This is a genomic window from Luedemannella flava (assembly GCF_039528515.1).
Classification (GTDB): domain Bacteria; phylum Actinomycetota; class Actinomycetes; order Mycobacteriales; family Micromonosporaceae; genus Luedemannella; species Luedemannella flava.
In genome coordinates this window covers 111,584-124,053 of record NZ_BAAALT010000127.1, presented here as the reverse complement: position 1 = coordinate 124,053, position 12,470 = coordinate 111,584, and the positions used below count along the sequence as shown (strand labels likewise).

The 12,470-nt window shown below is 72.8% G+C and carries 7 protein-coding genes; 3 read left to right on the top strand and 4 right to left on the bottom strand.

Annotated features, from left to right (window positions below; translation table 11 throughout):
* The coding region (locus tag ABD211_RS20565) for an AAA family ATPase (RefSeq protein WP_344134273.1) at positions 1-2,397 on the bottom strand (2,397 nt) is incomplete at its 3' end.
* Between the two features lie 78 nt (positions 2,398-2,475).
* Here ABD211_RS20565 and ABD211_RS20560 point away from each other — a divergent pair.
* Both ABD211_RS20560 and ABD211_RS20555 read left to right on the top strand, forming a co-directional pair.
* Positions 2,476-4,584 (top strand): alpha-galactosidase, encoded by a 2,109-nt coding sequence (locus ABD211_RS20560; protein ID WP_344134271.1) that lies wholly within the window; start codon positions 2,476-2,478, stop codon positions 4,582-4,584.
* Between the two features lie 123 nt (positions 4,585-4,707).
* The gene (locus ABD211_RS20555; protein WP_344134268.1) at positions 4,708-5,475 is read left to right on the top strand and encodes an exodeoxyribonuclease III; all 768 of its coding nucleotides are present in this window, start codon (positions 4,708-4,710) and stop codon (positions 5,473-5,475) included.
* On the opposite strand, the gene ABD211_RS20550 is transcribed toward ABD211_RS20555, so the two are convergent.
* The 3 genes from ABD211_RS20550 to ABD211_RS20540 all read right to left on the bottom strand — a co-directional run bounded on the left by ABD211_RS20550 (position 5,472) and on the right by ABD211_RS20540 (position 10,053).
* On the bottom strand, positions 5,472-5,948 hold the full coding sequence (locus ABD211_RS20550; RefSeq protein ID WP_344134265.1) for a hypothetical protein: 477 nt from the start codon (positions 5,946-5,948) through the stop codon (positions 5,472-5,474). The two genes, ABD211_RS20555 and ABD211_RS20550, sit on opposite strands and share 4 nt — an antisense overlap.
* A gap of 230 nt (positions 5,949-6,178) precedes the next feature.
* A complete protein-coding gene (locus ABD211_RS20545; protein ID WP_344134262.1) occupies positions 6,179-7,852 on the bottom strand; it encodes a hypothetical protein in 1,674 nt (557 codons plus the stop codon).
* 260 nt (positions 7,853-8,112) lie between these two features.
* On the bottom strand, positions 8,113-10,053 hold the full coding sequence (locus tag ABD211_RS20540; RefSeq protein ID WP_344134259.1) for a beta-galactosidase: 1,941 nt from the start codon (positions 10,051-10,053) through the stop codon (positions 8,113-8,115).
* 50 nt (positions 10,054-10,103) lie between these two features.
* Here ABD211_RS20540 and ABD211_RS20535 point away from each other — a divergent pair, with 50 nt between their 5' ends.
* Positions 10,104-12,398, top strand: coding sequence for a glycosyl hydrolase family 95 catalytic domain-containing protein (locus ABD211_RS20535; protein WP_344134256.1), 2,295 nt, complete (start codon positions 10,104-10,106; stop codon positions 12,396-12,398).
* Positions 12,399-12,470 lie beyond the last annotated feature (72 nt).

The window sequence follows — 12,470 nt, the reverse complement described above, 5'->3', positions numbered from 1 at the left end:
CGCCCGGCGGGCGCCGCCCAGCGCCTCGGTCGCGCGCGCCAACGCCGCGCCGGCCAGGCCGAGGCCGCCGAGCTCGTCCAGCTCCCGGTAGACCAGCTCCAGGTAGCCGGGGGTGTCGGCGGGCAGGGCCCGGGTCACCTGGTTGAGCAGGGCGGCGCGGGCCAGCGCGCCGGGCAGGTCGTCGAGGCCGCCGATGGCCACGGTCGCGACCTCGGCGAAGCGGCGCGTGCCGGTCAGGTGGCGCACCGTCTCGCTCAGGTCGTCGAACCCGCCGACGCCCGTGCGCCGGCGCCGGTCGTGCACGGTGATCGCGCGGGCGTGACGCTGGCCGGCCCCGCCGTCGTGGTGCGCCGCCACCGCCTCGCCCACCCACGGCTGCGCCACGTGGCGCCCGTCGTCGAGGCGGGCGACCAGCGCCAGGTCGACCAGCACGGCCAGGGCCCGCGCCGCGTCGTCGGTGTCGAAGGCGCCGACGTGCGGGCCGTGCAGCGCGACCGCCAGGTCCCCGGTGCTCAACGGGCTCAGGCAGGTACCGGCTTGCAGGAGTGCCTCCCGCTCGCCGTGGGTGCGGCGCTTGAGCAACGCGGCCACCAGTTGCGCACACGCCTCGGCCGGGGCGCGGCCCAGGCCCGCCAGCGTGTCCGCGAACTCCGCGGCGCCGTCGCGGGCCAGCGCGTCGGCCAACTCCACCAGGCGCGGCTGGACACCAACCGCGCGCAGCACCTCCGCCCGCACGTCCGCGGCGAGTCCGCGCAGGCCGGGCATCCGCTCGACGAGCCGTTCCGCCTCGCGCGCGGTCAGCGGCGCGATGTCGACGCGGGTCAGGTCGAGGTCGCCCGGCAGCAGGTCACGGGACGTGACGAGCAGGCGGCCCTTGCCGGTCGCGGTGGCGAGCGCCCGCAGGACCTCGCCGAACCCGGCGTCGGCGAAGCCGTCCCCGTACCCGCTGAGGTTCTGCTCCAGGCCGTCGAAGACGAGCAGCAACCGGCGGGCGCGCAGCAGCTGCCGCACGACGCCGAGCTTGCCGGCGTCGTCGACGGCCGGGTCGCGCAGCAGCCGGGCGACCTGGTCCATCGTGGACTCCGCGGCCAGCGCGTCGGCCAGCGACTCCAGCAGCGCCTCGGGGTTCCACCGGCCGCTGTGGAGCACGACGGTCCAGCCCTGGTCGCGCAGGCGGGCCACGATCCGCCCGGCCACCGACGTCTTGCCCACGCCGGGGCTGCCGGTCAGCACCACGCCGGCGGCGCCCGGGCCCTCGGCGGCGGGCCGCTGCAGCGCGCGCAGGGCGGTCCGCACCTGCTCGCTGCGGCCCACGAGCCGGCCCGGGCCCAGCTCGACCGGGTAGCCGGCGTTGCCGATCCGGCCCGCGCCGGTCAGCGGCACAGGCGGGGCGGCCGGGTCGAGCAGCGGCGGGTCGGTGTCGGCGGCGAGGAGGGTGGGCAGGCCGTACTGCGGGGTCTCGTCGCCGGCCGGCAGCACCACCGAGCGGGCGTACGCGAGGGCGACCGCCACGGGCGCGTTCTGCTCGACGAGCCGGCGGTAGAACGTGGCGGCCAGGTGGACCGCGTACCCGGGAGCGGGTCGCGACTGCATGACCACGACGCGGTCGGCGCCGAAGCGCACCAGTCCGGCGGCCACGCCCTCGACGCCGGCGCACCCGCTGGCCAGGAAGATCAACGGCACGGGCCGGTCGTCGCGCCGCACGGCCTGCACCAGCTCGACCGGCGTGACCGGCGCGGGCCGGCCGTCCTCGTCGGTGAGCTGCAGGCTGGGCGCGGCGCCCTGCCCCTCGATGTGCACCACGTGGTAGAAGTCGGCGCGCAGCGCCGCGGCCACCTGGGTCAGGTCGGCGACCTCCAGCACCGTGAACTGCGCCGGCACGGCCCGGTCGAGCAGCGGTGACAGCGCCCGCAACCGCGCGTCGTGGTCCGTGGCCGCGGCCACCACGAGCACCTTGAGCGGCCCGGCCGCCGGCGACGACGCGACGGCCCGGCTCGTGCCCGCCCGGCGGCGCACCAGGGTCACCTCGGGCAGCCGCGCGAGCACCCGGTCGTCGGGCAGTCTGACCAGTTCGTACGGCAGCGGCAGCGCGGCCGGGTTCGCCTCGACGACGACCTCCAGCACGCTGTCCGGACCGAGGTTGTCGATCAGACCGGCGATCCGACCGAGGACCGCCTCGTCCAGCAGCGCGCGGCCCAGCCGACGGCCGGCCGCGACGAGCTTCCCCTCCGCCTCGGCGCCCCGGCCGAGGTTGTCCCACACACTCGCCATGCCGTACGGCTCGGGCACCGCGCGGGTGCCGACCACGTCGCCGTCGAGCACGGCCCGGCAGCTCAGCGTGCCGGACTCCAGCGCGACCTCGAGGCGGAGGCGGTGCGAGGGGAACGGAGCCTGCATGGAGCGACACAGTACGTCACCCGGATTAAGCGGCAACGGCTCTTACCCGGTTCAGTGTGGACCACTAGGCTCCGTCAGATGTCGTCGATCCTCTCCGCGGCACACACGCGTACCTGGCTGCTGTCCACCCCCTCCACGTCGTACGCGCTGCGGGTCGGCGACGTCGGCCTGCCCGTCCACCTGCACTGGGGCGTCCCGTTGACGCTCGCGCAGGCGGCATCCATGGCGCCGTACGGCCCCGCGCACGGCATCGGCGACGGCCACGGTCATCCCGAGGAGTACGTCGTCGACGGCGGTCCCCGGTTCGGCCTCAGCAGCCTGCAGCTCCGGTTCCCGGACGGCACCCGGCCCGTGCAGCCGACGCTGCTCGGCGACAAGGTCGAGGAGGCCGACGGCGCCGCGACGCTCACGCTCAGCTACGCCGACGAGCACTACCCGCTGACGCTCGACCTGCACTACCGGGTCCACGACGGGTGCGACGTGATCGAGCGCTGGTGCGTGCTGCGCCACCCGTCCGACCCGCCCGCGCTGGTGACGCGCCTCGACTCGGCGTGCTGGACCCTGCCGCCGCGCCCCGACTACCGGCTCAGCCACGTGACCGGCCACTGGGGCGCGGAGAGCCAGCTCGAACGGGTCACCGTGGCCCGCGCCGAGACGACGCTGACCAGCCGCCGCGGCCTCACCGGCCACCACGCCAACCCGTGGGTGATGATCGACGCGGGCGACGCCACGGAGGACGCCGGCGAGGTGTGGAGCGCCGCGCTCGCGTGGAGCGGCAGCTGGCGGATCACCGTCGACCGCTCACCCACCGACCGGGTCCAGGTCCTCGGGGGGTACGGGCACGACGCCGTCACCTGGCGGCTGACCGGCGACGACTGCCTGCGTACTCCCGTGTTCTCGGGTCTGTTCAGCGCCGACGGGTTCGGCGGCGCGAGCCGCGGGTGGCACGAGCACGTCCGCGCGCACGTGCTGCCGAGGCCGGACGAGGTCCGTCCCGTCGTCTACAACTCGTGGGAGGCGACCGGGTTCGCGGTCGACGAGGCGGGCCAGCAGCGGCTCGCCGCGCTGGCCGCGCCGCTGGGCGTCGAGCTGTTCGTCATGGACGACGGCTGGTTCGGCAGGCGGCTGGACGACAACGCCGGCCTGGGCGACTGGACCCCCAACCCCGACCGGTTCCCGAACGGCCTGACCCCGCTCATCGACGAGGTGCACCGCCTGGGCATGCGGTTCGGCCTGTGGGTCGAGCCCGAGATGGTCAACCCGGACAGCGACCTCTACCGGGCGTACCCCGACTGGGTGCTGCACAGCGCCAACCGCGCCCGCACCGAGCTGCGCCAGCAGCTCGTGCTCAACTTCGCCCGCCCCGACGTCGCCGAGTGGGCGCACGGCTGGCTCGACGGCCTGCTGCGCGAGCACGAGATCGACTTCCTGAAGTGGGACTTCAACCGCCCCTTCACCGAGGCCGGCTGGCCTTCCGTGGGTGAGGATGCCGACCGGCTCTGGATCGACCACGTCACCGGCGTGTACGCCCTGCTCGACCGCCTGCGCGCCGACCACCCGCGGCTGCGGATCGAGTCGTGCGCGGGCGGCGGCGGCCGGGTCGACCTGGGCATCCTCGCGCACACCGACGAGGTGTGGACCTCCGACAACACCGACGCGTACGACCGGCTCGGCATCCAGTACGGCTTCAGTCAGCTCTACCCGGCCGGCATCATGGCCGCCTGGGTGACCGACAGCCCGAACTGGCTCAACGGCCGCGCCGTCCCGCTGCGCTTCCGCTTCCACGTCGCGATGGCCGGGGTGCTCGCGGTCGGCGGCAACCTCACCGAGTGGTCGCCCGCCGAGCTCGCCGAGGCGGCGTCCCTGGTGGCGCAGTACAAGGAGATCCGCCCGATCGTCCAGCACGGCCGCCAGTACCGCCTCGCCCCGCCCGGTGCCCCGGTCACGGCGGTCCAGTACGTCGCGCCCGACGGCGACCGTTCGGTCGTCCTCGCGTACCGTCCCTTCCCGACGCTCGGCCGTCTCCCGCAGCCACTGCCGCTACGCGGCCTCGACCCGACGGCCGTCTACCGCGACGACGCCACCGGCGCCGAGCACCCCGGCGCCCTCCTCCTCACCCGGGGCCTCCCCCTCGCCTTCCCCTCCGGCGACTACGCCAGCACGGCGGTGACCCTGACCCGCCTCTGACGCCGCACCTCAGCCCCGCAACCAATCTTGGGGGCGTTCACCTCCTACGGGCCGTTATCGCCCCCAAGATCCGTTGAGTGGGGTGGCGAGCGGGTGTCGGCGGGTGCGACTAACGTCGGGGACATGCGCGTGGCCACCTGGAACGTCAACTCCGTCACCGCCCGGCTGCCGCGGCTGCTCGACTGGCTGCGCGCCACCGAGCCGGACGTCGTGTGCCTGCAGGAGACGAAGACCGCCACCTTCCCCGAGGCGGAGGTGGCCGAGCTGGGTTACGAGGTGGCCGCGCACGGCGACGGCCGGTGGAACGGCGTGGCGCTGCTGTCCAGGGTCGGCCTGGTCGACGTCGAGCGCGGGTTCGCGGGCCAGCCCGGCTTCCCCGATCCGGAGGCGCGCGCGATCGGCGCGACGTGCGGCGGGGTGCGCGTCTGGTCGGTCTACGTGCCCAACGGTCGCACGATCGACGACCCGCACTACACGTACAAGCTGAGTTGGCTGGCCGCGCTGCGCGACGCGCTGGCGCCCACCCTCGCCACCGGCACCCCGCTGGCCGTGTGCGGCGACTTCAACGTCGCCCCGACCGACGCCGACGTGTGGGACCCGACCGCGTTCGTGGGCTCCACCCACGTCACCGCCGAGGAGCGCGCCGCGCTGGTCAACCTGCTCGACCTCGGCCTGCACGACGTCGTGCCGCAGCCCATGAAGGGCAACAACCCCTTCACGTACTGGGACTACCGGGCCGGCATGTTCCACAAGGACATGGGCATGCGCATCGACCTGGTGTACGCGTCGAAGGACCTCGCCGACCGGGTGAGCCGCGCGTGGATCGACCGCGAGGCGCGCAAGGGCAAGGGCCCTTCCGACCACGCCCCGATCATCGTCGACCTGACCTAGCCGGCCACTGCCGGCGAGGACGGAGGCACGGGCGGCAGCGGCACGACGAGCACGACCGTCCTGCTCACCGACACCGTGCGCGGGCCCGGCCCTACGCCCTCGACCCGCACCACGTACGTGTGCCGGCCCGGCGCCCCGACGAAGTCGATCGCAAAGGTGTGCCGCGCGTCCGTGCGGACGCGGGCGATCCGGCGGATGCCCACCGACACCGACAGGTAGAGGCGGGCCGAAGGGGCGTCCGCGTCACGGGCGACACCCGAGATCCGCACCGAGGTGTCCACCGCCTGCATCGCGACGGTCACCGTGGGGGTGTGCGAGTGGCCGCTGTCGTCGTCGCTTCCCCACCCCTGCTTGAACGCCGCGTCCGGGGTGTACCTCGGGATGCCGAACCACTGGTCGAACCCGTCGGAACCGCGGTAGGTGCCGAGCCGCATCGCGGCGGCTGCGAGCAGGAACGCCGTGGGGCGAGTCATGGCAGAGCCTGACGGAATCGATCCGTGGGAAGGGCGCACGCTCCGCCACCCAGATCGATCAACTACCCAGCACCTTGATGCGTTGCGGCTCAACCCACCTCTGGCCCGCCCGAATCCCGAGGTCAGCGCCCCACTGCCCGGCCACGAGGACAGCTGATCAGGTCCTGCGACAACCACGTAGGAGCCACGTCACCGACCGACGGTGAACCGCGACCCTCGTCGATTGCGGATCATGCGGCGTTGACGGGTTCCCTCTGCGCGGGCACGACGGGGGTCGGAGCGTCATCCGACGACGCGGCCTGACCTGATTCCGGCTCCACCACTGTGCGCTTCTTGCGGTCCCGCACGGCCTTCCACCAGAACCACAGGCCGGTCACAGTCAGGCCGGCGAGAATGGCGTAGCCGCCGAGCGAGATGGCGACGACGTCGACCAGCCTTAGCAGATCGTTGGACTGGTGCTGCAACCGGATCGCGCCGGCGAGTGTCGCAACGCCAAGCAGGGTCACGCTGAGACCCCAACCCAGCGGCTTGCGGTCGACATGACGCTTCACGTAGTTACGCAGATGCGGGAACGCGATGACGAAGCCTGGCGCGAAGGCGAAACAGCTCGCGACGAGATAAACAACGGCGAATTTCTCGGACCACATCGATTCGAACGGGTTCGCCTGAACCTCCGCGATGTTGGCGCCGAGGAATGCGACGACGAAGCCGACCGGCACACCGATCAGGCTGAGGACGCCGGCCGCGATGGAGTTCCAGCGCTGCCGGGACTCGGCCTCCCGCCGCTCCCGCACCTCGATCGCGGTGAGTTCCGACCGCACGCTGCCCCCGAGCTGGGTGAACATCTGGCTCAGCGCGCCGGCCTGCTTTTCGAGGTCCATCGCCTCATACAGCTGTGACTGGAAGGTCTCCACGCGCATCAAGGGGAATTCGACGCTGAACGCGAGATCGAATTCCAGGTTGCCGAGATTATCCGCTAGTTCCTCCAGGTCCTCGCGGGTCTGAAGGCCGCTGACCGTCCTTTGCTTCTGTTCACGGAACCGCAACACCTGTTCGTACGCCTGCCGCCAGATATAGCGGAACCGCGCGGCCGTACCGACCGCGTGCACGGTGGACAGGAAGATGCTGGAGTCGACGTACCTGGGCTGGCCGTACAGCAGGCTGATATACGGCGTGACGACACCGACCGCGGGCGGCGTCCGCCCGTTGCCATTAGCCTTGTTGAGCTGGTCCGGCCGACGTTCCATCAGCACGAATTCAGGCCGGTACGGAGGCTTGTTGCGGTAGAGGATCGCCCGGTGCACGTCGTCGTCACCGATTTTGGTATGGGCGGCCCCTCTGGCGAATACGAGCTGATGGCGTTCGGGCGACAAGGACGTCATCGGCGTGCTGTCAAGCTTGTCCGGCCCGTCGCGCTCAAATTCGTGTGCCCTCGGCGCACGTGCAATGATCTCGGGCAACGCGTTCTCGGCCGAATGCGCGCCAAGGGTGATGTCGCCGCGAATGCATTTTTCCAGGATGTTCGCGATCGGCGCGGCCGCCTCCTCTCGGGTCAGGTGCTTGCCACGGAGCCAGAGGGTCACCGCTAGGACGACCTGGTTTGAGGGGAGCGTGAACAGTTCGGCCACCCCGTCGACGAGTTCGACATTCGGTTTCGACTCGCCGGATAGGCGCAGAATTCCGACGTCGGCGTTCTCCAGCGCGAGGCCAAGCACGCGCGGCGGGAGCAGGCGCGGCAACTGAACCCGGTACAACTGGTAACTCTCCGCCAGTTCGCCAAGATAGGCCGGCGTCCCTTCGCCGCCGTTCAGTTTGCCCTTGAACCGCCAAGAAGTGGCGTAGACGGTCGTCACCCGGAAGTTGCACTCCGCGCGCCTCAATTTCCTGGCTTCCTTCTCGGACATGGCGCTCCAGGGTCTCCCGACGATTGGTAGTCAAGGTCTACCGGCAGAACGGAATCGCTATGATCCGTCAAACGGATTGAAAAAACCGTGCTGTCGGAGTCGGACCATGATGATCGGTTCCGGCAGAGGTCGGAAAGTCAGCAAGAATCGCGGACTTTTCCGGGATCGCCTGTTGGCAGCAAGGTGTGTCTGGATCCGCCACGATCGCGATTACGCGACTAGCCTGAACCAGCCTGGCACCTGGGGGTACCAACCCGGGTTCAACCTTCGGAGTGGATCACGACGTAGGCGCCCGCAGCCACCGTTCCCACAGAAGGGACGGAGCAGTCCGACGTCGTGTGGTTGATGACGATGAGCGTGTCGGGGTCACGGCGACGGACGGCCTCCACCCCCGGCGGCAGGCCGGGCAGCACCGGCGCAACGCCCGCCTCAGCGCACACCCCGCCGAGGAACGCCGGGAGGTCCGCGAGCGCCGTGGAGACGTAGTACGCCCGGCCCGCCCCCACCGGGTGCCGGGTGACGGCCGGCAGGCCGGCGAGGACCCCGTCGACATAGGTCGACACCGCCGTCGCCCCGGCCAGGTGGACCCGCTCCGACCACAGCGTGCCGGACCAGCCGTCGGACAGCGCCACGGACGCGCCGGGCGCCAGCGGCAGCCACTCCTCGACCCGCACCCCGAGCAGGTCCCGCAGCGCGCCCGGGTGCCCGCCGAGCCGTACGCGAGGTGACGGGTCGGCGATCCCGCTGAAGTACCAGACGACCAGCGTCCCGCCGGCCTCTACATAGGACCGTAACGATGCGGCCGCCTCGTCCGAGATCAGATACAGGCTGGGCACCAGGACCAGGGAGTACGCCGACAGGTCCGCCCCGGGCCGGGCGAAGTCGCAGGTGACCCCCGACCGCCACAGCGCGCCGTGCGCGGCCCGGATCGACGCCTGGTAGTCCAGCGACGCCGACGGGAACGCCGGGGCCTGTGACGCCCACCACGCCTCGTCGTCCCACAGGATCGCGACCGACGCGGACACGGGGGCCGAAGCGAGGTCGCCGAGCGCCGCGTGGTCGGCGCCCAGCGCCACGCACTCGCGGAACACCCGGCTGTCCGGGCCGGCGTGCGGCACCATCGCCGAGTGGTACAGCTCCGACCCGCCGGCCGGCGCCCGCCACTGGAAGTACATGCTGCCCCGCGACCCGCGCGCCACGTACTGCAAAGACAGCCGGGCCATCCGGCCGGGCTCCTTCACGGTCATCCGGCCGGGCTCGTAGATGAGGTTCGGCGCGGTCTCCATGAGCAGCCACGGCCGCCCGCCGGCCCAGCCGCGCGCCAGGTCGGCGGCGAACGCGGTCTCCTCCTCGGCGGCGAGCGGGGCGGCCGAGGCCGGGTAGTGGTCGATGGCGACGAAGTCGACCTCGGCCGCCCAGTCCCAGTGCGACACCGGGACCCACCCGCCGAGGATGAAGTTCGTAGTGACCGGCACCGACGGGTCGATCGCCCGCAGGGCGTCGCGCTGTTCGACGAAGCAGGCGAGCAGCTCGTCGGAGGTGAACCGCTTGAAGTCGAGCGCGAGCGCCGGGTTGTGCAGGTACTGGGTGGCGCGCGGCGGCATGATCTGCGCCCAGTCGGTGTAGTGCTGGCTCCAGAACGCGGTGGTCCACGCCGCGTTGAGCGCGTCGAGCGTGCCGTGCCTGCGGCGCAGCCAGTCCCGGAACGCGGCGGCCGTGACGTCGCAGTGGCACGTCGTGCCGTACTCGTTGTGCACGTGCCACATGGCCACGGCGGGATGCGACGCGTAGCGCCGGCCGAGGGCGGTCGCGATGCGCAGGGCCGCGGCGCGGTAGTCGGGCGACGACGCGCAGTACGTGTCCCGGCTGCCGTGGGTGAGCCGCACCCCGCCCGCGTCCACGGGCAGGCCGGTGGGGTGCGCGAGGGTGAACCACGGGGGCGGCGACGCGGTCGGGGTGGCCAGCGCCGCGGAGATCCCGTTCTCGTGGAGCAGGTCGAGCACCCGGTCGAGCCACCCGAAGTCGTACTCCCCCTCGGCGGGCTCCAGCAGCGCCCAGGCGAAGACTCCGACGGTGGCGATGGTGACCCCGGCCTCGCGCATGAGCGCGACGTCCTCGCGCCACACGGACTCCGACCACTGCTCGGGGTTGTAGTCCCCGCCGTAGCAGAGCCGTCCCGCCATGCCTCTCGGCCAGTCCACGCCGTACCCCCGGATTGCCTTTTGTTTAGTCGTTAGCCAAACTAGGCCAGGTGACCTTGGCCGTCAACGACTCCGACCAGCCCCGCGGCTTCGTCTCCCGGACCCCCGCGCCCACCTGGGAACACGGCCTGATCAGCGGAAACGGCCGCCAGGGCGCGATCGTCCACGGCGCCCCAGGCGCGCTGCACGTCGATCTCGCCCACGAACGCCTGCGCCACCCGCTGTACGAGCCGCTCGACCCGCCGCCGACCGCCGACGTGCTGCCCGAGCTGCGCCGACTGCTGCGCGACGACCGCCGCCAGGAGGCGGCCGACCTGGTCGTCGCGGTCGCCGAGGCGGCCGACCCGGGCTACGCGGAGCTGCGCTGGATCGACCCGTTGATCGGCGCCGGCACGCTGCGCCTCACCCTCGACGGCGAGGCCGGGCCGTGGACCCGGTCCACCGACTTCGCCACCGGCGTCGTCACCCACACCTGGGACGACGTGCGCGTCGAGGTGTTCGTCTCGCGCCCGCACGACGTGGTGGTGGTCCGCGTGCGCGCCGCCCGCCCGGTCAGCGGCGCGCTGACCGTGGTGCCGGTCGCGGGGACGCCGCCGCGCCCGGTGGACCACGCGCTGGTCACCGAACGCGACACGCTCACCCTCCGCGGCCGCTTCCAGACCCTTCAGGAGTACGCCGTCACGGCGCGCGTGCGCACCGACGGCGCGACGGCGCCCGCAGGCGACGGCGGGTTGCGCGTTCAGGCGGCGACCGAACTGGTCGTCCTCGCCCGCACGGTCGTCGGCGCGCCGACCGACGTCGACGCGCTGCGCGGCCTTGACGAGCTGCGCGGCCTCGACGCGCTGCCCGACGTCGACGAGCTGCTCGCGGCGCACGCGGCCGTGCACGGGGAGCTGTTCGGCCGCTCCCGGCTCGCCCTCGGCGGCGCCCCGACCGTGCCGGACGCCGACGCCCTGCTCGCCGACCCGGCCGACCCGGCCCTCGTCGCGGCCCTCTACGACGCGGGCCGGTACGCGATCATCTCCAGCGTCGGGGACCTGCCGCCCGCGCTGCAGGGCGTGTGGAGCGGCACCTGGGAACCCGCCTGGTGCTCCGGGTACACGCTCGACGGGAACCTGCAGGCGGCCGTCGCGGCGCTGTCGGCCACCGGCACGCCGGAGCTGATGCTGCCGCTGTTCGATTTGCTCGACGCGCACCGCGACGACTTCCGGCGCAACGCGCGGCGGCTCTACGGCGCCCGGGGCATCCTCGTGCCGGCGCACCTGGGCAGCCACGGGCTGGCGAACCACTTCGGCCCGCGCTGGTGCCTGACCTTCTGGACGGCCGGCGCCGCGTGGCTGTCGCGGCTGTACGTCGACCACTGGCGCTACACCGGCGACCCGGCGTTCCTGCGCGAGCGGGCGTACCCGTTCCTGGTCGAGGCGGCCGAGTTCTATCTCGACTTCGTGACGGTCGAGGGCGGGCGGGCCGCGTTCGTCCCGTCGTACTCGCCGGAGAACTCCCCCGCAGGCAGCGGGACGCAGGCGGCGCTCGACGCCACCGCGGACGTCGCGGCAGTGCGCGACCTGCTGCGCAACCTGCTGGCCGCGCACGACACCCTCGGGCTGGCCGACCCCCGCGCGACCGCCTGGCTGCGGCTGCACGACGCGCTGCCCGGCTACGAGGTGCGCGACGGCGTACTGGCCGAGTGGCTGCACCCGGCGCTCGACGACAACCCGGCGCACCGCCACGCCTCCCACCTCTACGGCCTCTGGTACGAGCCGGACCCGGACCTGCTCGCCGACCCGGCGCTGCGCGCGGCGGCCGGCCGGGCGGTGACCGCGCGGCTGGACTGGTGGCGCGACCAGGGCGACGAGATGGCCTTCGGCCTGGTGCAGCTCGGCCTCGCGGCGGCGGCCCTGGGCCTGGCCGAGCCGGCGCACGAGGTGATCACCCGCCTCGCCGGCCGGTACTGGCGCCCCAACCTGGTCTCGACCCACAACGCCGGCGCGATCTTCAACGTCGACATCTGCGGCGGTCTGCCCGCACTGGTCGTGGCGATGCTGGTCGGCGCCGGGCCGGCCCGGGCGCCGGGGGCCGGGCCGGCCCCGGAGCAGCTGCGGCTGCTGCCGGCGCTGCCGGCCGTCTGGCCGGCCGGGGAGATCCGCGGCGTGCGGGCGCGCGGCGGCATCACCGTGGAGCGGCTGGCCTGGTCGCCGGCGGGCCTGACGGCGACGCTGAGCGGCGACGGTGACGTGGCCGTGCACACGCCGTGGGGCCTGCCGCGCCGCGTGCGGCTGTCCCCGGGGGCGGTCAGCACGGTCACCGTGCGCGCCGGTGACACGTCGATCGGGACACGCACCTAAAAGACCGCCCTTTCCGGCACCTAGCCGTTGACGTTTGTTGGGTTACCGGAAAAACTAATCCCACATGGCTTG